This window comes from Rhizobium sp. CF142 (genome assembly GCF_000281145.1).
Lineage (GTDB): Bacteria > Pseudomonadota > Alphaproteobacteria > Rhizobiales > Rhizobiaceae > Rhizobium.
In genome coordinates, this window is record NZ_AJWE01000115.1 from 56,697 (window position 1) to 82,708 (window position 26,012).

At 59.3% G+C, this 26,012-nt stretch carries 27 protein-coding genes and 1 tRNA gene; 11 read left to right on the forward strand and 17 right to left on the reverse strand.

The features are described 5' to 3' along the window. The first annotated feature begins 176 nt into the window (after positions 1 to 176). Positions 177 to 554, forward strand: a complete 378-nt coding sequence (locus tag PMI11_RS29805) for a winged helix-turn-helix domain-containing protein (RefSeq protein ID WP_007824818.1) — start codon at positions 177 to 179, stop codon at positions 552 to 554. Here the strand turns inward: PMI11_RS29805 and modC are convergent, their stop codons facing one another. From modC to obgE, 7 genes are all read right to left on the reverse strand, one after another. Continuing rightward, positions 555 to 1,625, reverse strand: a complete 1,071-nt coding sequence (gene modC / locus PMI11_RS29810) for a molybdenum ABC transporter ATP-binding protein (protein ID WP_007824820.1) — start codon at positions 1,623 to 1,625, stop codon at positions 555 to 557. After that, positions 1,622 to 2,323, reverse strand: a complete 702-nt coding sequence (gene modB / locus PMI11_RS29815; protein ID WP_007824824.1) for a molybdate ABC transporter permease subunit — start codon at positions 2,321 to 2,323, stop codon at positions 1,622 to 1,624. Before modB ends, modC begins: the two co-directional genes overlap by 4 nt. Before the next feature lie 75 nt (positions 2,324 to 2,398). Next, positions 2,399 to 3,190, reverse strand: a complete 792-nt coding sequence (modA, locus tag PMI11_RS29820) for a molybdate ABC transporter substrate-binding protein (RefSeq protein ID WP_007824825.1) — start codon at positions 3,188 to 3,190, stop codon at positions 2,399 to 2,401. Between the two features lie 494 nt (positions 3,191 to 3,684). Further along, complete coding sequence (locus PMI11_RS29825; RefSeq protein ID WP_007824827.1) at positions 3,685 to 4,284, reverse strand: nicotinate-nucleotide adenylyltransferase; 600 nt, start codon at positions 4,282 to 4,284, stop codon at positions 3,685 to 3,687. Between the two features lie 37 nt (positions 4,285 to 4,321). Further along, positions 4,322 to 5,605, reverse strand: a complete 1,284-nt coding sequence (locus PMI11_RS29830) for a glutamate-5-semialdehyde dehydrogenase (RefSeq protein WP_007824829.1) — start codon at positions 5,603 to 5,605, stop codon at positions 4,322 to 4,324. Then, entirely contained in the window at positions 5,598 to 6,767 is a 1,170-nt protein-coding gene (gene proB / locus PMI11_RS29835) for a glutamate 5-kinase (RefSeq protein ID WP_007824831.1), read from the reverse strand. The genes PMI11_RS29830 and proB overlap by 8 nt, the downstream gene beginning before the upstream one ends. Continuing rightward, positions 6,760 to 7,830 carry a GTPase ObgE gene (gene obgE / locus PMI11_RS29840; RefSeq protein WP_007824833.1) on the reverse strand — a complete coding sequence of 357 codons (1,071 nt, stop codon included), beginning with the start codon at positions 7,828 to 7,830 and terminating at the stop codon, positions 6,760 to 6,762. The genes proB and obgE overlap by 8 nt, the downstream gene beginning before the upstream one ends. 83 nt (positions 7,831 to 7,913) lie before the next feature. Here obgE and PMI11_RS29845 point away from each other — a divergent pair, with 83 nt between their 5' ends. Then, the gene (locus tag PMI11_RS29845; RefSeq protein ID WP_007824835.1) at positions 7,914 to 8,780 is read left to right on the forward strand and encodes an endonuclease/exonuclease/phosphatase family protein; all 867 of its coding nucleotides are present in this window, start codon (positions 7,914 to 7,916) and stop codon (positions 8,778 to 8,780) included. A 138-nt stretch (positions 8,781 to 8,918) separates the two neighbouring features. Here PMI11_RS29845 and PMI11_RS29850 read toward each other — a convergent pair whose 3' ends face one another. From PMI11_RS29850 to rplU, 4 genes are all read right to left on the reverse strand, one after another. Then, positions 8,919 to 9,506, reverse strand: a complete 588-nt coding sequence (locus tag PMI11_RS29850; RefSeq protein WP_007824837.1) for a GNAT family N-acetyltransferase — start codon at positions 9,504 to 9,506, stop codon at positions 8,919 to 8,921. Then, on the reverse strand, positions 9,503 to 10,159 hold the full coding sequence (locus PMI11_RS29855; RefSeq protein WP_007824839.1) for a GNAT family N-acetyltransferase: 657 nt from the start codon (positions 10,157 to 10,159) through the stop codon (positions 9,503 to 9,505). Before PMI11_RS29855 ends, PMI11_RS29850 begins: the two co-directional genes overlap by 4 nt. 125 nt (positions 10,160 to 10,284) lie before the next feature. Next, on the reverse strand, positions 10,285 to 10,554 hold the full coding sequence (gene rpmA, locus PMI11_RS29860) for a 50S ribosomal protein L27 (protein WP_007824841.1): 270 nt from the start codon (positions 10,552 to 10,554) through the stop codon (positions 10,285 to 10,287). Positions 10,555 to 10,588: 34 nt separating this feature from the next. Further along, entirely contained in the window at positions 10,589 to 10,906 is a 318-nt protein-coding gene (gene rplU, locus PMI11_RS29865; protein ID WP_007824851.1) for a 50S ribosomal protein L21, read from the reverse strand. 304 nt (positions 10,907 to 11,210) lie between these two features. On the opposite strand from rplU, the gene PMI11_RS29870 reads away from it, so the two are divergent. Continuing rightward, positions 11,211 to 11,300: transfer RNA gene (locus PMI11_RS29870), tRNA-Ser, on the forward strand. Positions 11,301 to 11,600: 300 nt separating this feature from the next. Here PMI11_RS29870 and PMI11_RS29875 read toward each other — a convergent pair. The 3 genes from PMI11_RS29875 to PMI11_RS29885 all read right to left on the reverse strand — a co-directional run bounded on the left by PMI11_RS29875 (position 11,601) and on the right by PMI11_RS29885 (position 13,821). Further along, entirely contained in the window at positions 11,601 to 11,888 is a 288-nt protein-coding gene (locus tag PMI11_RS29875; RefSeq protein WP_037072484.1) for a hypothetical protein, read from the reverse strand. 336 nt (positions 11,889 to 12,224) lie between these two features. Next, positions 12,225 to 12,434, reverse strand: a complete 210-nt coding sequence (locus PMI11_RS29880) for a cold-shock protein (protein WP_007824862.1) — start codon at positions 12,432 to 12,434, stop codon at positions 12,225 to 12,227. 442 nt (positions 12,435 to 12,876) lie between these two features. After that, positions 12,877 to 13,821, reverse strand: coding sequence for a LysR family transcriptional regulator (locus tag PMI11_RS29885; protein WP_007824876.1), 945 nt, complete (start codon positions 13,819 to 13,821; stop codon positions 12,877 to 12,879). A 162-nt stretch (positions 13,822 to 13,983) separates the two neighbouring features. Here PMI11_RS29885 and PMI11_RS29890 point away from each other — a divergent pair, with 162 nt between their 5' ends. Then, positions 13,984 to 15,513 carry an MFS transporter gene (locus tag PMI11_RS29890; protein ID WP_007824877.1) on the forward strand — a complete coding sequence of 510 codons (1,530 nt, stop codon included), beginning with the start codon at positions 13,984 to 13,986 and terminating at the stop codon, positions 15,511 to 15,513. 177 nt (positions 15,514 to 15,690) lie between these two features. Continuing rightward, entirely contained in the window at positions 15,691 to 15,945 is a 255-nt protein-coding gene (locus PMI11_RS29895) for a DUF2934 domain-containing protein (RefSeq protein ID WP_007824878.1), read from the forward strand. A 170-nt stretch (positions 15,946 to 16,115) separates the two neighbouring features. Here the strand turns inward: PMI11_RS29895 and PMI11_RS29900 are convergent, their stop codons facing one another. Further along, a complete protein-coding gene (locus PMI11_RS29900; RefSeq protein WP_007824879.1) occupies positions 16,116 to 16,760 on the reverse strand; it encodes a ThuA domain-containing protein in 645 nt (214 codons plus the stop codon). 359 nt (positions 16,761 to 17,119) lie between these two features. On the opposite strand from PMI11_RS29900, the gene galE reads away from it, so the two are divergent. Then, positions 17,120 to 18,103 carry a UDP-glucose 4-epimerase GalE gene (gene galE, locus PMI11_RS29905; RefSeq protein WP_007824880.1) on the forward strand — a complete coding sequence of 328 codons (984 nt, stop codon included), beginning with the start codon at positions 17,120 to 17,122 and terminating at the stop codon, positions 18,101 to 18,103. Further along, complete coding sequence (locus PMI11_RS29910; RefSeq protein WP_007824881.1) at positions 18,081 to 19,625, forward strand: alkaline phosphatase family protein; 1,545 nt, start codon at positions 18,081 to 18,083, stop codon at positions 19,623 to 19,625. Before galE ends, PMI11_RS29910 begins: the two co-directional genes overlap by 23 nt. Before the next feature lie 7 nt (positions 19,626 to 19,632). On the opposite strand, the gene PMI11_RS29915 is transcribed toward PMI11_RS29910, so the two are convergent. Then, positions 19,633 to 20,136, reverse strand: coding sequence for a DUF1993 domain-containing protein (locus tag PMI11_RS29915; RefSeq protein ID WP_007824882.1), 504 nt, complete (start codon positions 20,134 to 20,136; stop codon positions 19,633 to 19,635). A 385-nt stretch (positions 20,137 to 20,521) separates the two neighbouring features. Here PMI11_RS29915 and PMI11_RS29920 point away from each other — a divergent pair, with 385 nt between their 5' ends. From PMI11_RS29920 to PMI11_RS29930, 3 genes are all read left to right on the forward strand, one after another. Beyond that, complete coding sequence (locus PMI11_RS29920) at positions 20,522 to 21,451, forward strand: sugar ABC transporter substrate-binding protein (RefSeq protein ID WP_007824884.1); 930 nt, start codon at positions 20,522 to 20,524, stop codon at positions 21,449 to 21,451. 69 nt (positions 21,452 to 21,520) lie between these two features. After that, positions 21,521 to 23,062, forward strand: coding sequence for a sugar ABC transporter ATP-binding protein (locus tag PMI11_RS29925; protein ID WP_007824886.1), 1,542 nt, complete (start codon positions 21,521 to 21,523; stop codon positions 23,060 to 23,062). Positions 23,063 to 23,096: 34 nt separating this feature from the next. Then, positions 23,097 to 24,122: an ABC transporter permease gene (locus PMI11_RS29930; RefSeq protein WP_007824888.1), complete on the forward strand. Its 1,026-nt coding sequence runs from the start codon at positions 23,097 to 23,099 to the stop codon at positions 24,120 to 24,122. A 73-nt stretch (positions 24,123 to 24,195) separates the two neighbouring features. On the opposite strand, the gene PMI11_RS29935 is transcribed toward PMI11_RS29930, so the two are convergent. After that, entirely contained in the window at positions 24,196 to 24,726 is a 531-nt protein-coding gene (locus PMI11_RS29935; RefSeq protein ID WP_007824891.1) for an NUDIX hydrolase, read from the reverse strand. A gap of 210 nt (positions 24,727 to 24,936) precedes the next feature. On the opposite strand from PMI11_RS29935, the gene PMI11_RS29940 reads away from it, so the two are divergent. Next, entirely contained in the window at positions 24,937 to 25,995 is a 1,059-nt protein-coding gene (locus tag PMI11_RS29940) for a dipeptidase (RefSeq protein WP_007824894.1), read from the forward strand. Positions 25,996 to 26,012 lie beyond the last annotated feature (17 nt).

Sequence of the window (26,012 nt, forward strand, 5' to 3'; positions counted from 1 at the left end):
TTAAGATAGGCATCAAACCATTAATGTTTCAAGACGCGGCGCAGCGCGCGAACGGCCGAAACCCGCATTTGGCGTCACGAAATCGAGATTTCGACCCTCGGTCGAGATGGAGTTGCGGTGTACAGCGTCTGCGGTCGGGCGTAAAGTGCCGTTGATTTCCGCAAATACCGACCGAAATGACCGAAACCTCCAAAAATCCGCTCGCACCCGTCCTGCGAATCACCTTTCCCGATGACGATCGCCTCGGCCACGGCAAGATGGAGCTGCTCGAGCATATCCGCGAGACAGGTTCGATCTCGGCGGCCGGCCGCGCCATGGATATGTCCTATCGCCGGGCCTGGATGCTGGTTGCCGAGATGAACCGTATGTTCAAGGTGCAGGTGGTGGAATCGCAGCGCGGCGGCCAGAAGGGCGGCGGCGCGGCATTGACGCCATTCGGGGAGCAGCTGCTGGCGCGCTTTCGCGATATGGAAAAGACGGTACGCACCAGCCTTGCCGATGATCTTGCCTGGCTGGAAAACAACCGCAATCTGCAGCCGGGCGGCCGCCGCTGATCAGGCTTCCAGCGCCACCGTCTTGATAACGGCGAAAGCCGGCGTGCCCGGATGTAGCCCCAGACGCTCGCAGGACAGCGCGGTAATGCGCGAGAGCACGGCGTCGCCGGTGCAATCGAGGCGGATCTCGACAGTTCCATCCTCCGTCGGCGAAACCTGCGTGACGGTTCCTTCCAGAATGTTGAGGGCGCTTAGCCCTTCCGGCTTTCGTGTTGCCAGCATCACGTCTCGGGCGGGGATGTGGATGCGCACAGGCTTGCCTATGGCGGGCGCAGCACCCGGAACATAGAGCTTGCCCGCCTTCAGCAGCACTGTCGAAATCCGATGGGCCAAATCGATGTTTTCGACTGTGCCTTCCAGCACTGCACCGGCTTCCTTTCGGTCTTCCGGGAGCAGCGACGAACGGCTGAGGATTTCTGCTGTGGGGCCTGCGGCTTCCACTTTGCCGTCGCGCATGACCACGACCTGATTTGCCAGGCGCGCGACTTCGGAGATCGAATGGCTGACATAGACGATCGGAATATCCATCTCGTCGCGCAGACGTTCGAGATAGGGCAGGATCTCGGCCTTGCGGGCTTCGTCCAATGCGGCCAATGGCTCGTCCATGAGAAGCAGGCGTGGCGAAGAAAGCAGTGCGCGACCGATCGCGACACGCTGCTTTTCGCCCCCTGACAGCTTTGAAGGGCTGCGGGCGAGCAACTGGCCGATGCCGAGCAGGTCGACGACGCGATCGAAATTTTCAACGCGTGCGGATCTCGGCGTGAACCAGCGGCCATAGGAGAGGTTTGCCCGGACGCTCAAATGCGGAAAAAGCCGTGCTTCCTGGAAGACGTAGCCGAAACGGCGGCGGTGCCGGGGAATGAAGATGCCCTTTGCCGTATCTGTCAGCGCCTCGCCGTCGAGCAGGACCCGACCTTCGGTCGGTCGTGTGAGGCCAGCAATGATGCGGATCACGGAGGTCTTGCCGGAGCCGGAACGACCGAAGAGCGCCGTTACGCCGCGTTCGGAGGTGAAGGCGGCATCGAGCCCGAAGGCGCCGAGGCGATGTCTTGCTTCGACGATGAGCGTCATTCCGGATCGATCCTCCGGCCGGCGAGATAGGCGAGGAATTCCGAAGCGAGCAGGGCCAGCATGGAAATGGCGATGGAGATGAGGGTGAGCCGCATGGCGACGGCGTCACCACCCGGGACCTGGGTAAAGGTATAGATGGCGGTCGACAGGGTCTGCGTTTCGCCCGGGATATTGGAGACGAAGGTGATGGTGGCACCGAACTCGCCCATCGCCTTGGCAAAGCAGAGAATCATGCCGGTAATGACGCCGGGAATGATCAGCGGTAGCGTGACGGTCAGGAAGACCAATGCCGGGCTCGCGCCAAGCGTTCCGGCCGCTTCCTCCAGCTTACGGTCGACGGCCTCGATGGAGAGACGGATGCTGCGCACCATCAGCGGAAAGCCCATGACGCCGCAGGCGAGCGCTGCGCCCGTCCAGCGGAAGGAGAGCACGATACCCAGATATTGATCCAGCAGGCTGCCGATCGGGCCGCGGCGGCCGAAAAGGATGAGGAGAATGAAGCCGGTAACGACAGGTGGCAGGATCAGCGGCAGGTGGACGATGCCGTTCAGGATGGATTTACCCCAGAAGCGGCCGCGGGCAAGCAGCAAGGCGACGAGGATGCCGAGCGGCAGGCTCGCCACCATGGCGACGGAGGAAATGCGCAGGCTCAGCAGGATCGCCGTCCATTCCTCATCGCTCAAGCCGAACATATCCAAGCGTCATCTTCTCCGAAACATAGAAGGCCCGCCGAAGCGAGCCTTCACGCTAAGCTCTGGGCGCTAATTGCGCAATTATTTCAGGATCGTGAAACCCTGCACAGTGAAGAATGGGGCAGCCTTGTCCGACTTCAGGAAGTCGAGATAGGCAGCAGCATCCGGGTTCTTGCTCTCGGCGAGCAGGGCGATCGGATAGATGATCGGCGGGTGGGAATCTGCCGGGAAGGTGCCGACGATTGCAACGCCCTTATCGGCAGCCGCATCGGTTTGATAGACGATGCCGTAAGGCGCTTCGCCGCGGGAAACGAGGGCGAGGGCGGCACGTACGCTTTCTGAATAGGCAACCTTGGTCTCGACGGACTTCCAGACGCCGAGTTTGTCGAGCGCTGCCTGGCCATATTTGCCGGCCGGAACCGACTTCGGCTCGCCCATAGCGAGCTTGCCGTCGCCGATGAGGCTTGCGAGATCGAAGCCTTCTTCGATTTCCACCGGCTTCTGCTTGCCGTTTTCAGCGACCAGAACAAGGCGGTTACCAAGTAGGTTGGCGCGTGTGTCCGCCTTGATCAGCTTTTTATCGGCGACATAGTCCATCCAGTTCAGATCGGCAGAAATGAAGACATCAGCCGGGGCTGCATTTTCGATCTGCTTTGCCAGCGCGCCGCTTGCCGCATAGGAAGCAACGGCTTCCTTGCCACTTTCCTTGGCCCAGGCAGCATTGGCCGCATCAAGCGCATCCTTGAGGCTTGCGGCGGCGAAGACAGTTACCTTTTCGGCGGCTGCGGCAGGCGTCGAAAGCGCTGCTGCGCCAAGCCAGATGGCCGAGATCGCGGCGGTTGCCAGTTTCATCCAGTGGCGGCGGCTTTGCATAATTTCTTCACTCCGGGGTTCGAAATATTTAAACGAATATAACGGCGAGTAGGCTTTGACCAGAGTTGTATTTCATAAAACATAACGGCAGCGGAGACGTGATTTTCCCGCGCCGCCTCTTCACGCATTCGTGAGGCGCATGGCTCCCGTCGAGCCGAGAGTTCATGAGACAAAAATGTGGCGCTTCTGCTTGGTAAATCGCAAGGGATCTGGTGGATTGGTTTGGATCAACCTGTTTTTGCTGATTAAACCGGCAGCGAATTCGATATTGTTCCAAGGAGACTTGCATTCTGTGCATTGCTGCAATGCACTAGCCTATATTCACCTTCTGAACAAATGTGCTAAAACACAATCATCCGACGGCTTCTCCTCCTCCCATAGCCGTCCGATAGGATCGACAACACTCCTCCTCCCAGTTGTCGATCAAGTTTTAAGCCCGACGCACCTCCTCCGCGTCGGGCTTTTCATTTCTGGGAACTTTCAAGCGATCCGATTTATTCTGCGGCCTTGTGCTGATCGCCGTTGCGGATGGCTGTCGAGCTCAAAGTCGAGCGTGGACCGTGAATGAAGGTCCAGGCGGGTGCCGGCTTCTTCCAGAGAACACGGGCATCATCTTCGTCGATGCGGGCAAAGGCAAATGTCTTGGCCATTTTCGAGGAAAGGTAAGAGAGCGTCGAGCCCGGCCGGTCGATGACAGCGATCGGGAAGGTTCGCGCGATATTCTGCCATTTCTGCCAGCGATGGAAATTTTCCAAGCTGTCGGCGCCCATGATCCAGATGAAATGCACATGCGGATTGCGCGCTTTCACGCGGGCAAGCGTATTGGCCGTGTAGCCCACGCCAAATGCCTGTTCGAAGGCGGTGACCTTGATATGTGGGTCGGTGGCAATGCTTTCGCTGCGCGCTATACGCTCCGAAAGTGGTGCCAGATAATTGCGGCTTTTCAACGGATTGCCCGGTGTCACCATCCACCAGAGCTGATCCAGCCCCAGGCGGCGGATGGCGATTTCGGCGACCAGAGCATGGCCCTCATGCGGCGGATTGAACGAGCCGCCGAATAGACCGACGATCATGCCGCGTTCGCTATGCGGCATGCGGAGATAGCGCCGGTCTATATGCTCTGTGGTCACGTCAGGGCCGCGTCTGTCCGTGACCGCGAACGCGGTATTTGAAGGAAGTGAGCTGCTCGACGCCAACAGGGCCACGCGCATGCATCTTGCCGGTGGCGATGCCGATCTCCGCACCCATGCCGAATTCGCCGCCATCGGCAAACTGGGTGGAGGCGTTATGCAGCAGGATGGCCGAGTCGATCTCCGTAAAGAAGCGTTCGACGACTTCGGGGTCTTCGGCAAGCACGGCTTCGGTATGGTTCGACGAATATTTCTGGATATGGTCGATCGCGCCGGAAATGCCGTCGACGACGGCAACGGAAATGATGGCATCCAGATATTCGGTCGACCAGTCTTCTTCGGTCGCAGGCTTCAGGCCCGGCACGACCTTGAGAACGGCGGCGGAGGCGCGCACCTCACAGCCGGCTTCGACCAGAACCTCGATCAGCGGCGTCAGATGCATGCCGATGGCGGCGCCGTCGACCAGTAGGGTCTCGGCTGCGCCGCAGACGCCGGTGCGGCGCATCTTGGCGTTGACGATGATGTTCTTGGCCATTTCGAGATCAGCGGAGGCGTCGACGTAGATATGGCAGAGGCCTTCGAGATGGGCGAAAACCGGTACGCGTGCCTCGCTCTGAACGCGAGCAACGAGGCTCTTGCCGCCGCGCGGCACGATAACATCGATTGTACCACCAAGCCCGCGCAGCATGGCGCCGACAGCGGCGCGATCGGTCACGGGCACAAGCTGGATCGCATGTTCCGGCAAGCCGGCTGCCTTCAGGCCCTCGGCCATGCAGGCATGGATCGCAGCCGAGGAACGGCGCGAATCCGAACCGCAGCGCAGGATCACGGCATTGCCGGCCTTCAGGCAGAGCGCACCGGCATCGGCCGTGACGTTCGGCCGGCTTTCGAAGATGACGCCGATGACGCCGAGTGGCGTACGGACGCGTTCAATCTTCAGGCCATTCGGGCGATCCCAGGCGGCGATCACCTCACCGACGGGGTCGGGAAGTGCCGCAATCGCTCGGATGCCCTCGGCCATTTCGGTGACCCGCTTGTCGTTCAGCGTCAGGCGATCGATGAAGGAGGCGAGCATGTCCGTGCCCTCCACATCCTTCAAATCCTTGGCATTTTCCGACAGGATCTGAGCCTTGTTCGCCATGATAGAATCGGCGATGGCGTTCAGTGCCTTGTTCTTGGCATCGGTGGAAGCAAAGCCCAATGGTCGCGCGGCAGCCTTGGCCTTGCGGCCGATGTCGTTCATCAGCACGTCAATGTCAGGGCTCTGCGCAACTGTATCAAGCATAGCTTGCGTCCTTCTTCTGCCTTTCCGATTTCGAACCGATCTGCGCCGTCATGACCATATCGTCGCGATGGACCATGGCGGCGCGGCCGGGATAACCGAGGATCGCCTCGATCTCAGCCGATTTGCGGCCGGCGATCTGGCGGGCTTCCTCAGCATCGTAGCTGACCAGCCCACGAGCGATCTCGCGGCCGGAGGGAGCGATGATCGCAACTGTATCGCCGCGGGCGAAATTGCCGGAGATGCTGCGCACGCCGGCGGGCAACAGGCTCTTGCCGGCGCCGAGCGCCGTTACGGCGCCTTCATCGAGATGCAGCATACCGGCCGGCTGGAGCTGTCCGGCAATCCATGTCTTGCGGGCGGTGACGGGCGTGCCCGAAGGCGCAAACCAGGAGGAGCGCGCACCTTTTTCGATTGCCGAAAGCGGGCTTTCCATCTTGCCCGACGCGATGATCATGGCGCAGCCGGAGGTCGTCGCGATCTTGCCGGCGTCGATCTTGGTACGCATGCCGCCGCGTGAGAGTTCCGAGGCTGCACCACCAGCCATGGCTTCGATCTCGGGGGTAATTTCCGCAATGGTTTCCAGGAATTGCGCATTTGGATCGAGATGCGGCGGGGCGGTGTAGAGACCGTCTATATCGGAGAGAAGGATCAGCAGGTCGGCGCCGGTCATGGTGGCGACGCGGGCAGCGAGGCGGTCGTTATCACCATAGCGAATTTCGCTGGTCGCGACCGTGTCGTTCTCGTTGATGATCGGCACGGCGCCGATCTTCAGAAGCTGGTTGATGGTGGCGCGGGCGTTGAGGTAACGGCGCCGTTCTTCGGTATCGCCGAGCGTGAGCAGGATCTGGCCGGCGACGATCTCATCGTGTGAGAGGCTTTCGGACCAAGCGCGGGCCAACGCGATCTGGCCGACGGCCGCTGCCGCCTGACTTTCCTCCAGCTTCAGGGCGCCGGAGGGAAGATCGAGCACCGAGCGGCCAAGAGCGATGGCACCGGAGGAGACCACGAGCACATCGACGCCTTTGGATTTCAGCGCAGCGATATCGGCGCACATGGCATCGAGCCATGATTTCTTCAGACCGGTCTTGCGATCGACCAAGAGCGCCGAACCGATCTTTATGACGACGCGGCGATATCGGTCCAGCGGCTTGCGGTTACTCATCGCTCTCGTCCTCGTCGGTGAGGATCATGTCGCGATGGCGTAGTTTCGGTGTCTTGGCCGGCTTTTCCTCGGTATTGGCTTCGACGATGATGTCGCGCAGCGCGCGCAGCACTTCCGTCATTCCCTTGCCGGTGACGGCGGAAATCAGGAAGGGTGTCTTGCCGCAGGCCTTGGCGAGTTCCTTGGCCTTCTTCTTCAGGGTCGCATCGTCGAGTACGTCGATCTGCGAAAGCGCGACAATTTCCGGCTTGTCGACCAGGTCGTTGCCATAGGCTTCGAGCTCGTGTTTCACCGTCTTATAGGCCTTGCCGACCTTTTCCTCCTGGGCAGAGACGAGATGTAGCAGCACGCGCGTGCGCTCGACATGGCCGAGGAAGCGGTCGCCGATGCCCACGCCCTCATGTGCGCCTTCGATAAGACCGGGAATATCGGCAAGGATGAATTCCCGCTCGTCGATCGTGGCGACACCGAGATTGGGATGCAGCGTCGTGAAGGGGTAATTGGCGATCTTCGGCCGGGCGCGTGTCACGGAAGCGAGGAAGGTGGATTTGCCGGCATTCGGCAGACCGACGAGGCCGGCATCGGCAATCAGCTTCAGATGCAGCCAAATGGTCTTTTCTTCGCCCTCAAGTCCGGGATTGGCCCAGTCCGGCGCCTGATTGACCGAAGACTTGAAGTGGGCGTTGCCGAAGCCGCCATTGCCGCCTTTTGCGAGGCAGAAGCGCTGGCCTTCCTCGGTCAGGTCGCAGATGAGGCTTTCCTGATCCTCTTCGAAGATCTGCGTGCCGACGGGAACCTTGAGCGTCACGTCGTCACCATTGGCGCCGGTGCGATTCTTGCCCATGCCGTGCATGCCGACCTTGGCCTTGAAGTGCTGCTGGAAGCGAAAATCGATCAGCGTATTGAGGCCGTTGACGGCTTCTACCCAGACGTCGCCGCCGCGTCCGCCGTCGCCTCCGTCAGGCCCGCCGAACTCGATGAACTTCTCACGACGGAAGGAAACGCTGCCTGCGCCGCCATCACCCGACCGGATATAGACCTTTGCTTCATCGAGAAATTTCATTTTACTTCCAGTACTCGGTGCGTTTGGGCGACCCCTCTTGGCCCATTCGATATAGGCGGTTCAGGCGGAGGTCAAAGAATATCGTGATTTTTGCGAGCTATAACATACAGTACGGCTTCGGTCTCGATGGCAGATACGATCTGGAACGCATCGCCAAAAGTCTCGAAGGCGCTGATGTCATCGCGCTGCAGGAGGTGACGAGAGGTTTCGTTCGCAACGATTATGCCGATATGCCTGCTATCATCGGCGCCTTGTTTCCCGACCATTTCTGGGTCTATGGACCGGCTTGCGACATACATGTCGAGGTGCCGGAAGGCCAGGTTTCCCCGCCGCGCGGCACCCGTTTCCAGTTCGGCAATATGGTTTTGTCGCGCTGGCCTATCCTGTCGACGCGAACGCTGCTTCTGCCGCGCAGCCGCACGGTCGACAAGATCAATTTGCAGCGCGGCGCGACGGAAGCCGTTATTGCGATGCCTGATGGTGCTGTCCGCGTCTATTCCGTCCATCTCGACCACGTTTCCATCGACGAGCGCATTGCACAGCTCCACCATCTCGGCGACCGCATCAATGCGTTCGTTCAGGAAGGCGCGTCGCTGACCGGAGGCTGCGAATTCGGGCTGCCCGAGCCGCCGCTGCCGGAGGATTATATTATTATGGGCGATTTCAATATGGAGCCGGAATCGCCGGAATACTGCACCTTCGCTGGCGCTTTTGACGGGTTTTACGGTCGCACGGCGCGGATCGGCACGCCGATCGATGCCTTTGCGGCGCTTGGCGCCTATGGGCCCGGTAGCTACAGCTGGATGGATCCGGAAGATCACGGCAAGCGCATGCATATCGATTACTGTTTCGTCAGTTGCGGCCTCAAGGACCGGTTGAAATCCGCTGTCATTGATACGAATTCCGTGGGTTCCGATCATTTTCCCCTGCGGGTCGAGATCGGCAATTGAAAGGACGCCGCCCTTAAAGCGTGCCGCGATCTTTCAGATCGCTCACCTCGCTTTAAGGTCTTTGTTTCGTGCATGTCGTTATCGCAAAACCGCTGCATACTTTTGCGCGACATGCCTTGGAGCGGCGTCCCTCTGATGTCAGGCGACCTTTTGCTGCTGCAGCGCGCCGGGCTGCAGCACGGTTTCGATATGGGCGACCATGGTGTTGCGGGCGAAAGAGTAGATTTCGCTGCAGCCGGTCATCCGGAAACCGAGCTTTTCCTGTAGCCGAAGCGAAGCAGGATTGTCGGCAAAGACACCCGAATGGACCGGAACGTCAGGCATGCGCCGCGAGAAACGCTCCAGCACGGCTTCCGCCGCCTCGCTCATATAGCCGCGCTGCCAGTAGTAGCGGTTCAGCCAATAACCGAGGTGCCAGCGGCCGTGACGGAGTTCGATCGACACGTTGCCGATATGAACGTCGTCACTGCCGGTGATCGCCAAACTCCAGTCAGGCATCGCACCCGATGTCACCGGGATCAGCCAATCCAGCGCATCCTGCCGGTCATAGGGGGCGGGAACACGAGCCAGCATGCGGGTGACCGCGAAATCGGACAGCGATTCCGCGATCGCCGGAGCATCGCTCAGCCTGTGAGGGCGGAGCGTCAGCCTCGCCGTTGATATGACCGGCGCGGGACCGGGCATCATAGGCTTGGTGCCGGGTCTTTGAAGAGCTGCAGCACTCATGATATTGCCCCCCAGCTTCTCAGCGACATCCAGGTCTTGCGGTCGAGCCGGTACCATTCGACCGGCACGTTGCTGCCGAGCGCCAGCGACGCGGCAAGGCCGGATCCCTGGAACTGGAAGCCGCACTTCTGGATGACGCGGCGCGAGGCGACGTTCATGACCCGGCAGCGGGCATCGATCTGTTCGACTTGCTGCCTTGTCCTGAACACCATGTCGACGAGGGCATGGCAGGCCTCGGTCATATAACCCTGGTTCCAATAGGGTTCACCCAGCCAGTAACCGATCTCGACGGTCCTTTCATCAGTGTGCGGCTCTACCCCGCAGCAGCCCATGAAGGCACCGTTTTCGGCCTTGGTGATGGCATAGACGCACTTACCAATCTCGCCATTTCGCGTACGCCAAACAAAGTCGGCGGCATCATTGGCGGTATATGGGTGCGGCATACGCGATACCATGGTGGCGACTTTGGCGTTGTTGGCGAGATGGGCAAGGGCGTCAATGTCTTCTTCGTGGGGCGCGCGCATGACGAGCCTTTCCGATAACAAGACAGGGCAATCGGTCCTTAACCGCTCCGGCCTCAGCCGTTCCATGGGAGACCGCTGGTCGTCCCTGGGCGACCGTGATTGGTCGACCCTTGTCATTTCGCCTTGCATGTTCAGTCCTCCTGTTTGGACAAAGAAAAAGGGGAGATGGCGCCCCATCTCCCCTGTTTTCTGGACTGAACCTGGTATGGCCAGCCGGGTCGATGAGACGCCGGCTGTTTTAGAGCGCTACCGGCTTATTCCGCTGCTTCCGCTTTCGGCATTACAGACACGTACACGCGACCATTGGCCTTCGTTCGGTAGTCCACATTGCCGGCCGTAAGCGCAAAAATGGTGTGATCCTTGCCGAGGCCGACATTGGCGCCCGGATGCCACTGGGTTCCGCGCTGGCGAACGATGATGTTGCCTGCTACGACGTTTTCGCCGCCGAACTTCTTCACGCCGAGGCGCTTGGAATCGGAATCGCGACCGTTACGCGAGGAACCGCCAGCTTTTTTATGTGCCATTGGAGTTCTCCTTTAAACCTGAAACCCGTTGATCTTACTTGGCGGCCACGATGTCCGTGATGCGGACAACCGTGTGATGCTGACGATGGCCGCGCGAACGCTTCGAATTCTGACGACGACGCTTCTTGAAGGCGATAACCTTCTTGCCGCGGGTCTGGTCGACGACTTCCGCCTTGACGGAGGCGCCGGCTACGAAGGGCGCACCGATCGCCGCGTCGGCGCCTTCGCCGATCACGAGGACTTCGGTGAATTCAATGGAGTCGCCAGCGGAGGCTTCAAGCTTCTCGATGGTCAGCACGTCGTTGGCTGCCACACGGTACTGCTTACCGCCGGTCTTGATGACTGCGAACATTATTTTATCCTTTCATGTTCGATCCAGCTCTCCCCGCAATACGCAGGTGGCTGTCTTCTTATCAGTCGAAGTTAAGCAGGGATTTCAGGGAACTGGCCCGGAACTCTTGTCTGCCGGTGAAACCCCGCGCAAGCGCGAGGCGGGCAAGGGGCGGATTACTCCACTCCTATTGCGAAAGCGGGATACGCGAGTGACAAAAAGGTGTCAAGGCAAAAGGATGGAAAAGCTTGATATTTCGGCTTGCCAGCCTGTCATTTGCTCGTTATGAGAACGCCCGCGCCGAACAAGCGCCGACCAAGACCGCGGAGAGGTGGCAGAGTGGTCGAATGCACCGCACTCGAAATGCGGCATACCTGCAAGGGTATCGTGGGTTCAAATCCCACCCTCTCCGCCACGTCCTTTTCATAACCCTTATGAAAAATGCTTTTTCAGCGCGGATGGCGTGACACTTGTTGCTTACCCTAATCCGCCAATAAGGTCGATTTCCGTTCGCAGAACGTGATCGGCTAGTGGGAAATGCTTACGAGTCAGTGCTTTAACGGGCGGTGATGTGGCGCCACTATGTCGCTGATAACTAAAGGCTTTTCATAATGCTTCTTTTAGCCTGAAGTCGGCCGCGTCGAAACAGCATGCGAAACCTGCCGATGTCGCAGATCAAACCTGCAGCGCTCACAATATCCGTTCTGCCCAGCGATCATTTATTCTTCAGGAGCCACATCTTGCCTGCCATGGTAATGCCCTGCGCGGAGGTCTCCGGGGTCGCATCTGCGTCCAGGCTCTGCAGAAAGCCGTAGTCTCGCAATTCGTTCAAGGTGGTCGTTGTCAGGAATTTCACCTTGATTGGCCGCTCCTTGAAACGGTCGGTCCTGGCATAGGTGACGGTGGCGTTCAGATGGGTCCATTTATTGCCGTCCTGGGCAAACAGGTCACCGTCCTTGGCGAGCTTTAAACCCCTGATCTGGGTCGGCGTCAGCGAGACCAGTGGCGCCGGCGCGGTGTCTTTGGTGCTTTTTTCGGTTGTAGTCAAAGTTCGGTCCTTGAATGGTGTAATCGTTTTGAAATGCGGGTCTGTGACATTCTCTGCAGTCGCCTTTTATCGCCGCGCGCAGCACGGACATGGCAGGCCTGGCAGCGGGTTTGCGACCGGCATCTGCGATTTCGACCCGGTGCGGTTGAAAGCCGGCGGTAGCAGCTCTTCGGCATGGGAAGATTGCGGATCGGTGGCAGTTCAATACCAACGAAAAAGGCCAGACATCCGCCTGGCCTTCCATGCCTTCATCACCATGCCAGTACATCCGTGGTCATGGGGAGTTAAGCCTTAAGCGGCCTGAAGCTGGCCTGCGGACATTTTGCCGGACCTTTGGTCCTGCTCAAGTTGATAGCCAAGCTTCTGACCTTCAACGATCGAGCCCATGCCGGCGCGCTCGACTGCGGAGATGTGAACGAAGACGTCCGCACTGCCGTCGTCAGGCTGAATGAAGCCGAAGCCCTTGGTGGCGTTGAACCATTTAACTGTGCCGGTGGTCATAACAAACCCTTTCATAGCAACGATTAATCTGCCGCCGGGCGACGCACGGCGGTTGTTTCGACTTTTGAGAGGGAAAGTTGATCAAGAAGCGCAAAGCGCAGCAAAAGCAAATAACGGCAAACAAAGTATCGATGGCGTTCTATATCCATAATGGGTTATCGCGTCAACCTTTGTTCCTCAAAGTTTTGGATTTGCTACTAAAGGATGTATTCCTGCGTCGTTGATCTGAATCACACTATAATAGGCTCCGGATATCGACTTTGCGTTCGTGGGTGCGTGACATGCTTTGCGTTTCGGAACTGTGGCTTCATTGTTTCGACGACGTCGTCTGCGCATTCCCCAAAGGTTGGAATCTCGTTGACGATAGCGTTTTTCGCCTTGATCGAAATCAATGCGGACCTGCAGCTTTCTCCGACTCGATCATCTGCAATTATGCAAGTTTTCAGGGCTTCAGGGGCTGTGATCGTCGCTCTTCTTCCATGTGAATCTCACAGCGGTCTGAGAACAGTTTTTCGCTGAGGAAATCGACGAGGACGCGGACCTTGGGTGAGAGGTGCCGGTTGGATGGCCAGAGGAGATGGAACTGGGCAGGGGCGTCTATATGGGCGTCCAGCACGGTGCGCAGCCTGCCGTCGGCTAGCGGGTCGCGGGCAAGGAAATCGGGCATGCAGCCAATGCCCATGCCGCTGATGGTGGCGCCGCGAAGGGCTTCCATGTTGTTGCAGGTCAGAACGGTACGGGTTCTGATTTCCGGATGGTCCGCGGTGAGGCCGAGCGGCCAGGGCTGCAGCTTTCCGGAATTCGGAAATCGGAACCGGACGCTCAAATGACCCTCGAGGTCGCGGGGGCAATCCGGTGTGCCGTGTTTTTCCAGATAGGCAGGCGCGGCGCATAGCAGAAGCTGAAACGGGCGAAGTGCGCGCGACATCAGTCTCGAGTCTGGCAAGGTCCCGCTGCGGATTGCAACATCGACGCCCTCTTCGATCAGATCGACAATCCGGTCGTTGAAGTCGAGATCCAGTTCGACCTCCGGGTTGAGGTTCACGAATTCCGGCAGGATCGGCAGGATCAGATGGTAGCTGACCAGCGGTACGCTGACGCGCAGCCGTCCCCGAGGGGTCGCGACAGCCTGAGCGAGCGAGGCCTGAGCGTCTTCCAGGTCATCAAGGATACGCCGGCAGCGTTCGTGGAACAGGCGGCCTTCTTCCGTCAGCCGCAAGCTCCGTGTCGAGCGCTGGAACAGGCGGACGCCGAGCTGTTGTTCAAGCGCGGTCACAGCCTTGCCGACAGCGGAGGCGGAAAGGCCGAGAGCACGGCCGGCGGCGACGAAACTTCCAAGATCCGCCGTTCTGACGAATGCGGTGAGGCCACCCAGAGGTTGGTCCATGTGCCGATCCATTCGAGCGGTTTCTTCCTTTATATGCGGAACAAACCATAGGTTATCGAAGAATTATCCTCAATTTATGCTGCTTTTCGCAATCGAAGTCCAGGCGTTTCAGCGCCCGCGCCCCTCCCAAGCGCATCCCACTCTCGAACCAGCGGATATCCTATGACCGTTCCTCACAAGTCCAAACCTGTAAGTATCGCGGAGAAAATCTTCGTCTTGATCGCCGTCTGCTCGGCAGCGGCGGCTATGCCTCTTACCTTTACAGGTCCCGCCGTGGCCCTGCCGGCGATCAGCGCCGAACTTGGCGGCAGCCCCATTGCCCATAATTGGGTCACCAATGCTTTCATGCTGACATTCGGCAGCACATTGATGGCTGCCGGCGCGCTGGCGGACAGCTATGGCCGCAAATGCATCTTCCTGTGCGGCCTTGCCGCCTTCATCCTGTTTTCCGGCGGGCTTGCCTTTTCGCCTGACATTATCTGGTTCGACAGCCTTCGCGCGCTTCAGGGTTTCGGCTCGGCCGCGGCCTTTTCCGGCGGGATGGCATCGCTGGCGCAGGAGTTCGACGGAAAGGAGCGCATGCGTGCCTTCAGTCTCGTCGGTGCAAGTTTCGGTATTGGGCTGGCGTTCGGACCGATGGCGTCGGGCATGATGATCGAGGCCTTCGGTTGGCGGACGATTTTCGCACTCGTGGTTGGCCTCGCTATTATCGCTTTCGTTTTCGGGGCGGTATTCCTGACGGAAACCCGCGACCCCGAGGCAAGGGGGCTCGATTGGCCGGGTGCGATCAGCTTCACGCTCGCCCTGTCGCTCTTTACCTATGGCGTGCTGCGGGCGCCGGAAAGCGGCTGGGGCGATGCTTTCACACTTGCGCTCATTTTCGGCTCGGCGCTGCTGATGGCCCTCTTCTGCTTCATCGAGCATCTCGTAAGGCGGCCGATGCTCGATCTGACGCTTTTCCGCTATCCTCGCTTTGTCGGTGTGCAGCTTCTGGCGGCTGCGCCCGCTTACGCTTTCGTCGTCCTGCTGATCCTGCTGCCGGTGCGCTTCGTCGGTGTCGAGCGCTTGAGTGCGGTTGCCGCCGGACAGATTATGATCGCGCTTTCCGGTCCGCTTCTCATCCTGCCGGTCGCGGCCGGGCTGCTGACCCGGTGGTTGCCGGCAGCAACGATCTGCAGCGTCGGTCTTGTCATTTCGGCCGCCGGTCTCTTCTGGCTCGCGAACATTCCCGTCGGTTCGGACCATGTGGCGCTTATCGCGCCGCTGCTAACGATCGGTATCGGCATCAGCCTGCCCTGGGGCCTCATGGACGGGCTTGCCGTCAGTGTCGTGCCGAAAGAGCGTGCCGGCATGGCAACCGGGATCTTCAGCACGACCCGCGTCGCCGGAGAAGGGGTGGCGCTCGCCATTGTGAGTGCGGTTCTCTCCGCGCTGACGCAGTCCTATCTTGGAACAAGCCATGAAGCGACAGTGGCGGCGCAGCGACTGGTGACGGGCGATCTCAACGGTGCGGGCCAGGCTCTTTCCGGCATGGGAGAACTGGACCTCATGCATGCCTATAATAATGCTTTCAGCCTGCTCCTGTGGTTTCTGACCGGCATCACGATTTTGACGGCAATCGTCATTTTCACTTTCATGGGACGAGGTGCCGGCGAAGCCGACGAGGCGGCTGAAGAGTCTATTGCTGTTTGAACAGAAAAGGGCGGATGAACGTTTCCGCCCTTTTAACTATAGATACCGAAAAACTACTCTCCCCGAAGCAATTTATCCTGCAAAATTACATCCCACAGTAACGACTCCTAAAGTCCGGGCTGGCACTTTTATTCTCATTGGCATTGTGTATGCGTTTTTACTGGCTGGGGTTTTGCAATGAGTCGTAATCGGGATGATTGGGTCAGCCAGCGGGCGTATGCCATCTGGGAAGAGGAAGGCCGGCCGCATGGTCGGGGCGAAAGCCACTGGGCGCAGGCGCTCAGGGAATTCGAACAGCTCGAAGCCACCAAGGCTTCTGCCGATGGGAGCGATCTCATCGAAAAGCTGAAGGCAGCCGGGCGCCTGATGCGGGCCTATGACGAAGCTGAAACGCAGGATGTTCAGAACAACTGGCGCAAGGCGGCCCGCTAGGCTGAGGCCGGCGTCGGAGAAGCGCTATATACTGAATGCTAAAGGCCGCCGGCCGTCGGGCCGGCGGCTTTTTCGTTGTCAGGCCGGCTTGTTCGCAAACATGATGTGAACGGTCCTCCGCTCTGTATATTCATCGAAGCCGCCGGCCAAGCATCGGGTCCTGCCTCCGACTACTGGCGAGCGGCCCAGCTGAGACCACGCCGGAGAATGAGGGGCATGTAGGGGTGGCTGAATTCGGCGGCGACGTGGCCGAGTGCGGAATAGAAGACGCGGCCTTCGCCAAAATGTCGCTTGAAGACGACGGGCATCGCGATATTGCGCGCGGCAGGATCGTACTGGCCGGTGAAGGTCGTGGTGGCGAGGATTTCCACCGAGGGGTCGTAGTGCAGATAATACTGCTCCGAGCGGTAGTCGAAGTCCGGAATGCCTTCCATCAGCGGATCGTCCTGCCGCGTTACGGCAACCCGGAAGTCAATGATATTGCCGGGATGGGCAACCCAGGTGACGCCGGAGACGTAGCGGAAGGCTGCGCTCTCCTTGAAGGAGGTGGCAAGGCAGCCGTGATGGCCGCCGAGGCCGAGACCGCCGCGAACAGCTTGGACCAGGGCATCTGCATGCGGCTTTTCCAGCTTCTCGCCGGTAATGACCGGCACCAGAAGATCGGCGCTGGCGAGAAGCGGCGAGCCGAAGATGCCGAGATCATTGGTGATTTCGACTGCAAAGCCGTCCTCGCGCAGCAATTCGCCGACGATATTTGCGCAGGGCTCCGGCTCGTGGCCCTGCCAGCCGCCCCAGACGATGATCGCCTTTTTCATATTTCCTCCTCTAGGCCTGAATAAGCAGGCTTTCGACGGTAACACTATAGCGCAACGGTTCGCCGGCCAGATGTCCCCCGATCTCTTCGACCGTGAAAGCGCCGAGACGCGGGGCGTTCACTGCCGACGTCGCTAGCGATATAACGAATGTCTCCGATGCGAAAGCCGTTGCCGGCATACTCGAGACATGGCCGGTTTTCGATGTGGCCGGCAAGTTAATCACTCTGCCGAAAGGCGTATTCCGTATGAAAGCTGTCTCTAATCTTCTTATTTTTGCAGATATGTAACCGAGATAACTTTTTCCTGACGTGTAACTTGGCTAAGGTCCGCGCATCTGTGGCTTGCAAAAGGTGAGATGTATGGCAGGTGAAACGGTACTCGTCGTTGGCGGCGCTGGGTATATTGGCTCGCATACGTGTCTCGATCTGGCGAACAAGGGTTACAAGCCCGTCGTCTTCGATAATTTTTCCAACGGCCATCGCGAATTCGTCAGATGGGGACCGGCGGAAGAGGGTGATATCCGCGATCGCGCCCGGCTCGATGAGGTGCTGGCAAAGCACAAGCCATCGGCGATCCTGCATTTTGCGGCGCTGATCGAAGTCGGCGAATCGGTCAAGGATCCGGTCTCGTTTTATGAGAACAATGTCATCGGCACATTGACGCTGCTGTCGGCAGCGCAGGCCGCCGGCATCAACGCCTTCGTCTTCTCGTCTACCTGCGCGACCTATGGTCTGCCGCAGAGCGTGCCGCTCGATGAGACGCACCGTCAGGTGCCGATCAATCCCTATGGCCGCACCAAATATATCGTCGAGCAGGCGCTTGCCGATTACGACCAGTACAAGAGCCTTCGTTCCGTCGTGCTGCGTTATTTCAATGCCGCCGGTGCCGATTTCGAAGGCCGGATCGGCGAATGGCACCAGCCGGAAACGCATGCGATCCCGCTGGCGATCGATGCGGCGCTGGGCCGTCGCCAGGGCTTCAAGGTTTTCGGCAGCGATTATGAGACGCGCGACGGCACCTGCGTGCGCGACTATATCCATGTTCTCGATCTTGCCGATGCGCATGTGCGCGCCGTCCAATATCTGCTTGATGGCGGCGAATCCGTCGCGCTCAATCTCGGCACGGGTACCGGCACCACGGTGAAGGAATTGCTCGGCGCCATCGAGGATGTCTCCAGGAAGCCATTCCCGGTCGAATATATCGGTCGCCGCGAAGGCGATTCGCACACGCTTGTCGCCAATAACGACAAGGCGAGGGACGTGCTGGGCTGGGTGCCGCAGTATGATCTCTCGCAGATCATTCAGTCGGCCTGGAACTGGCATGCGAGATCAAATCACCACTGAACGCGGGTCACGCCCCAACGTTCTCGTCATCACTGCGGATCAATGGCGCGGCGATTGCCTCTCGGCTGTGGGGCACGCCTGCGTCAGGACGCCGAATGTTGATGCCCTGGCAAAGGAGGGAGTGCTTTTCCGGCGCCATTATGCCGGTGCGGCTCCCTGCTCACCAGCGCGCGCCACACTTTATACCGGCCTCTACCAGATGAACCACCGGGTCTGCCGGAACGGCTCGCCGCTCGACCGGCGGTTCGACAATCTGGCGCTGGCGGCAAGACGGGCGGGTTACGATCCGACGCTGTTCGGCTACACGGATACGGCGCCAGATCCGCGCGATATGGATGCCAATGATCCGCATCTGACGACCTATGAAGGTGTGCTGCCGGGTTTTTCGGTTCGCCAGCTTCTGCCGGAGCATGAGAGGCAATGGCTTTCCTGGCTGCGCTCGCGCGGCCACGCGGATGCCGTCAGTCGTGATATCCATATTCCGGTCGGCGCTGCAGCAGGGGAAATCTTGAATGCAGCGCCAGCCTATTCACGCGAAGAGACGCAGACCGCTTTCCTGACCGGGGAATTCATCCGCTGGATGGGCGAGCAGGATGCGCCTTGGTTCGCGCATATTTCCTTCCTGAGGCCGCACCCACCCTTCTCTGTGCCGGAGCCATTCAACCGCATGTTCAAGCCGGGCGAAGGCCCGGCCTTTGCACGTGCAACAGACCGCGAAACTGAACGGCAAGGCCATCCCTATCTCGCCTATGCCATGCCGCGTGCCGACAAGGGCAATTTCATCCATGGGGCGGAAGGGCCGCTCAGCGATTTGAGCGCTGCCGACTTCGACGCCATCAGGTCGATCTACTACGGGATGATTGCCGAGGTAGACGACCAGCTCGGGCGTATCTGGCAAGTGCTGAAGGATGCCGGCGAGTGGGACAATACGATCGTTGTCTTCACGTCCGATCATGCCGAGATGGCGGGTGATCACTGGACACTCGGCAAGGGCGGCTATTTCGACGGCAGCTATCATATTCCGCTCGTCATCCGCGATCCTGGCGCGGCTTCTGCCGGCGGTATCATCGAGAATTTCACCAGTGCTGCCGATGTGTTCCCTACGCTCTGCGATCGGCTCGGTATCGGGCCTGCTAATGAAATCGATGGGCGTTCGCTTGCGCCTTTCCTCGATGGCGGCGTGGCGCAGGGCTGGCGGGATGCGGCTTTCTGGGAATTCGATTTCCGGGATATCGCCCGTGGCGAGGCGGAGCGGCATTTCGGCCTTCGGTCGAACGAGCTGAATCTTGCCGTCATCCGCGACGAGCAATTCAAATACGTGCATTTCACCGCATTGCCGGCGCTGCTCTTCGATCTCGTCAACGATCCGATGGAGCTGCGCAATCTTGCCGATGATCCGACCTATGCCTCGGTGCGGCTCAACTATGCCGAACGGCTGCTGTCGCTCAGGGCTCGGCATCTGGATCAGACGCTTGCCTATGCCGAACTGACGGAAAAAGGGCCGGTAATGTACCGGCCCTGATTAAACATCAGAAGTTTCCGAGGAAATCCCGCTTGCCGACCGGCGCACCCTGGTTGCGCAGGATGGCGTGTGCCGTCGTCACGTGAAAATAGAAGTTCGGCAGTGCGAAGAGGGCGATATATTCGATGCCGGGAACGACGGAGCCATTGCGGCCCGGCACGGTGATTTCTCTTACATCGCTACCATCAAGAGCCTCGGCAGTGAAGCTCGCAAGGAAAGCTTCGGTCTTGGCCATACGTTCGCGCAGGTCAGCGATCGTCGCTTCGTTGTCCTCGAATTTAGGCGCGTCAGTCGCCGTCAGGCGGGCGAGCGCGAACTTGGCGCTATCGCTGGCGCGCTGGTACTGGCCGGAAAGCGGCAGCATATCCGGGGCGAGGCGAGCGTTTACGAGGATGGTCGGGTCGATCTTCTTTTCCTCGGCATAGGCTTCCGCCTTGTCGAGATAGGTCTTCAGGCTGGCAATGCCGCGCTGGAACATAGGCACGGTCAGGCGATACATCGAAATGGACATTGTCCTGTCTCCAAAATCTTTAAAAACAGCCTGTGTGCGCAGGCTATTCGGGGCTCCGACTAGATGGGGATCTCTACGGCTTTCGCAATAAGCGCCTGTGACGGTTCACCGCCCATCATGGCCGGATTGCAACAGGCCGATCATGCACAATTCGCCGCAGTAGGCGTCGTCTATCCGGCAGCGACAGCCGAAATCGGCAAAGAGGCTTGACGCCGTTTCGATAAAATGGAATGAATATTCCGCGAAACAAATTTTACGGTTTGTTTGTTCCGTTTTGACGGAGCCGCCACGGGAGAGGCGGCGTGGGATTGAGGTCTGCAGACGGATGTCTGAGGCCCCGGCGTGAGGAGGGTGCAGCCGGGCACCGCTTTGTGGAGGAAATGCAATGAAAAAACTCATCCTGGGAACTGCGATGGCGCTCGTCCTGTCGACGGCCGCACACGCAGAAACCGTCGGCGTTTCGATGGCCAAATTCGACGACAACTTCCTGACAGTTCTGCGCAACGGCATGACCGATTATGCAAAGACGCTTAGTGGGGTCACGCTGCAGGTCGAAGACGCGCAGAACGACGTTTCCAAGCAGCAGAGCCAGATCCAGAATTTCATCGCCTCCAAGGTCGATGCAATCATCGTGAACCCTGTCGATACCGATGCGACGACGGCGATGTCGAAGCTTGCGGCCGATGCAGGCATTCCGCTTGTCTACGTCAACCGCCAGCCGGTCAACGTCGACACGCTGCCGGACAAGCAGGCTTTCGTGGCGTCCAACGAGCAGGAATCCGGCACGCTGGAAACCAAGGAAATCTGCCGTATTCTCGGTGGCAAGGGCAAGGCCGTCGTCATCATGGGCGAGCTCTCCAACCAGGCTGCGCGCATGCGGACCCAGGACATTCATGACGTCATCAAGACGGACGAATGCAAGGGACTGGAGATCGTGGAAGAGCAGACGGCCAACTGGGATCGTACTCAGGGCGCCGACCTGATGACCAACTGGCTCTCCAGCGGCATCGAGTTCGACGCCGTGATCTCCAACAACGACGAAATGGCGATCGGCGCCATCCAGGCGCTGAAGGCCGCCGGCAAGGATATGAGCAAGGTCGTCGTCGGCGGCGTCGACGCCACGCAGGACGCGCTTGCCGCCATGCAGGCGGGTGACCTGGACGTCACCGTGTTCCAGGATGCCGCTGGCCAGGGCAAGGGCGCGCTCGATACGGCACTCAAGATTGCCAAGGGCGAAAAGGCCGACAAGAAGGTCTACATCCCCTTCCAGCTCGTCACGCCTGCCAACGTCAAGGACTTCGTCACAAAGAACTGAAGCAAACGCCGAGCAGGATGCGGGCTCTGCCCGCATCCTTTCAGCCTGTCCGTATCCGGAGGAGATGATATGGCCGTCAGCCCGTCAACCATGGCAGCCGTGCGCGCGAGCGGCGCAGTTCCGAATGCGGAATATCTTTTGAGCGCAGAGGGCGTTCGCAAGGAATTTCCAGGCGTCGTCGCGCTCGACGATGTGCAGTTCCGGCTGAAGCGCGCCTCCGTGCATGCGCTGATGGGTGAAAACGGCGCTGGCAAGTCGACGCTAATGAAGATCCTCGCCGGCATCTACACGCCCGACAAGGGCGATATCCGCCTGAAAGGGGTCGAAATCCGGCTGAAATCTCCGCTCGATGCGCTGGAAAACGGCATTGCCATGATCCATCAGGAACTGAATCTGATGCCGTTCATGACGGTCGCGGAAAACATCTGGATTCGCCGCGAGCCTAAGAACCGCTTCGGTTTCGTCGATCATGGCGTAATGCATCGCATGACCGAGGAGCTGTTTGCCCGGCTCAATATCGCGATCGATCCCGATATCGAGGTCCGCTATCTCTCGGTCGCAAACCGGCAGATGGTCGAGATCGCCAAGGCGGTTTCCTACAATTCCGACGTCCTCATCATGGACGAGCCGACTTCCGCGTTGACGGAGCGCGAGGTCGAGCATCTTTTCCGTATCATCCGCGACCTTAGGTCTCAAGGCATCGGCATCGTCTACATCACCCACAAGATGAACGAGCTCTTCGAGATCGCCGACGAGTTCTCCGTTTTCCGCGACGGCCGCTATATCGGCACGCATGCCTCGACCGAGGTCACCCGCGACGACATCATCCGCATGATGGTCGGGCGCGAGATCACCCAGATGTTCCCCAAGGAAGAGGTGCCGATTGGCGAGGTCGTGCTCTCGGTCAAGGATCTCTGTCTCAACAGGGTCTTCCGCGACGTCTCCTTCGAGGTGAGAGCCGGCGAGATTCTCGGTGTGGCCGGCCTTGTCGGCTCCGGGCGCTCAAACGTCGCCGAAACGCTTTTCGGGGTAACGCCGGCAAGTTCCGGCTCGGTTGAACTCTTCGGCAAGCCGGTGACCATATCCTCGCCGACCGAGGCCATTCGTCACCAGATGGCGTTTCTGACCGAGGATCGGAAAGACACCGGTTGTCTACTGATCCTCGATATTCTGGAGAACATGCAGATTGCCGTCCTGCAGGACAGATATGTCAAGGGCGGCTTCGTGCAGCAGAGTGCGATCGAGGCGACCTGCGAAGACATGGCAAAAAGGCTACGCGTGAAAACGCCCAGTCTTTACGAGCGTGTCGAGAATCTTTCGGGCGGCAATCAGCAGAAGGTGCTGATCGGGCGCTGGTTGCTCACCCATCCGAAGATTTTGATCCTCGACGAGCCGACGCGCGGCATCGATGTCGGCGCCAAGGCGGAAATTCATCGGCTGGTCACCGAAATGGCGCGAAACGGCGTGGCGATCATCATGATATCGTCCGAGATGCCCGAAGTGCTCGGCATGAGCGACCGCATCATGGTCATGCATGAAGGACGCGTGACCGGTTTCCTCAATCGCGATCAAGCAACGCAGATCAAGGTGATGGAGCTGGCTGCGCAGTGATGCGCCGCCCGTGATCACCCAAGGGAGGTTTGACATGAGTACCAAGGCAGCAGAGGGCACGGCTCCGCTCGCAACCCGGCCGAGGCGGCGGCGCATGCCGCCGGAGCTCAGCATCTTCCTTGTGCTGGTCGGCATTGCGCTTATCTATGAAGTGCTCGGCTGGCTGTTCATCGGCCAGAGTTTCCTTCTGAATTCGCAGCGCCTGACGATCATGATCCTGCAGGTTTCCGTCATCGGTATTATTGCTGTTGGCGTGACACAGGTCATTATCACCGGCGGCATCGATCTTTCGTCGGGCTCGGTCGTCGGCATGACGGCGATGATCGCAACGAGCTTCGCCCAGTCCTCTACCTGGGGACGCGCCGTCTTCCCCTCGCTGACCGACCTGCCGGCTCTCGTGCCGATCATGATCGGCCTGCTGATCGGGGCGGCTGCCGGTCTCATAAACGGCGCGCTCATCGCCTATACGAAGATCCCACCGTTCATCGCGACGCTCGGCATGTTCGTTTCGGCCAGAGGTGTGGCGAAGTGGTATACAAAGGGACAGCCGGTTTCGGGCATTACCGAGCAGTTTCATTTCATCGGAACCAAGGCGTGGCCGGTCGTCGTTTTCCTCGTCGTCGCGCTTATCTTTCATATTGCGCTGCGCTACACGCGCTATGGCAAGTTCACCTATGCCATCGGCGCGAACCCGCAGGCTGCGCGCGTGTCCGGCATCAATATCGAGGCGCACCTCGTCAAGGTCTATGTGATAGCGGGACTGCTTGCCGGTCTTGCCGGTATCGTTACGGCTGCGCGCGCTGAAACCGCGCAAGCGAGCATGGGGGTCGGGTATGAACTCGACGCAATCGCCGCGACCGTGATCGGCGGCACCTCGCTTACCGGCGGCGTCGGGCGCATCACCGGTACCGTCATCGGCACCATCATCCTCGGCGTCATGACGTCAGGCTTCACTTTCCTCAGGATCGACGCCTACTACCAGGAAATCGTCAAGGGCGTCATCATCATCGCGGCCGTCGTTATCGACGTCTACAGGCAGAAGAAACGAACTAAGCACTGAACCGGAAAAGGGGGCTTCGGCCCCCTTCATTGTTTCATGGGAAATGGCTGCGATCACGACGAGGATTCAGGGCTTACGATGTCTTCAGATGGTGTGTGAGTTTCCGGCGGTCACCCAAAATCATCTCGGAAGGAATATCGGCGGGGTAGAAGAGAGCTATTTCCAGTCCCTCCGCGATAGCGTCATCTGTTGGTCCCGGCAGTTCTTCCTCACGCATCCGTGCTTCGAAGACGGCGAGCAGAAAATCGAAGCTTTCGCCTTGTGGTGAAATAAACTTTTTTCGTTCGACTTCGATCAGATCCACCAAATCCAAAGACACGCCGATCTCTTCTCTTATCTCTCGGCGAAATGCGGCGGAGAAATCCTCGCCTTCTTCGACCGTTCCGCCCGGCAGAGACCAGCCGGCATGCATGCCGCTTCTCTTCGCCAGGACGATTTGGCCTCTGGCACTATGGATGATGCCGATCGCTCCGCCCAATGCCCGGCGGGAAAAGTGCTTGTGTTTCTGTGTCTCAAAATCGGCTTCCGGCAAGGGTTGGTCGGCTGTCGTCAGCCTGGCATCCGGGTATTGTCGAATAAGCGCCTGGAAAATTCCCTCACTCATCGGGGTCTTTCAGATCATTGGCAAAAAAGACTTTCCGCGGCGGTTGAGCCTGCGGACCACGGCATCCAAGGTATTTGCGACGTCACCTTTTGCATCGCAAAATTGCACGGTTTCCACATTGCGTATTTGTAAAAAAATAGGTGGCGCTTTCTGCCAGCTTTTCTATTCTTGCCACTTCGATCCGCCCGTTCGGGCAGTGCAGGAAAGCAGATGCAACTCGTATTCGACGGTCATAACGACGTTCTCCTTCGACTCTGGTCCCATGCGAAAGACGGAAGTGATCCGGTTGCGGAATTTGCTGATGGTACGACCGCAGGCCATATAGATGCCCCGCGGTCAAAGGCCGGCGGTCTGGCGGGCGGCCTTTGTGCCATCTACATTCCCTCGGGCGATCTGGTTTTTGCCGATCCGGATGGGAACGGCCATTACGCGACGCCGCTTGCTGCTCCGCTTGATCCGCTGCCGTCGCTCACAATTGCTACGGAAATGGCGGCGATTGCGCTCCGGCTCGACCGTGCCGGCGCCTGGCGGCTTTGCCGCACGGTGAAAGATATCCGCAAGGCGATGGCATCAGGCATTTTCGCTGCTGTTATGCATATCGAAGGCTGTGAGGCGATTGGCGCCGATCTTGCTGCGCTTGATGTCTTTTACGCCGCCGGGCTGCGCTCGCTCGGCCCGGTGTGGAGCCGGCATAATATCTTCGGTCACGGCGTGCCGTTTGCCTTCCCGAGTTCGCCGGACACGGCTCCGGGTCTGACGGAAGCCGGCTTCGCGCTGGTGCGCGAGTGCAACCGCCTCGGAATCATGATCGACCTTGCCCATATCACCGAGAAGGGCTTCTGGGATGTGGCGAAGACGAGCGATCAGCCGCTGGTAGCCAGCCATTCCAACGTCCATGCGCTGACGCCGGTCGCGCGCAACCTTACCGACAGGCAGCTCGATGCGATCCGTGAGCGGCGCGGTCTTGTCGGCGTGAACTATGCGACGGCGATGCTTCGTCCAGATGGCCGCTCCGATGCGGACACGCCGCTCTCCGACATGATCCGGCATATCGACTATCTGGTGAACCGGGTCGGTATCGACTGCGTGGCGCTCGGTTCGGACTTTGACGGTGCTACCATTCCGGAAGAAATCGGTGATGCCTCGGGCAACCAGAGGCTGATTGCCGCTCTCCGGCAAGCTGGCTATGGTGCGGAGGACTTGACCAAAATGGCCAGCGAAAACTGGCTTCGCATTCTGGCTTCGGCGTGGAGGGAAGAGGACGCCTGAGACCAAATAATACTTAG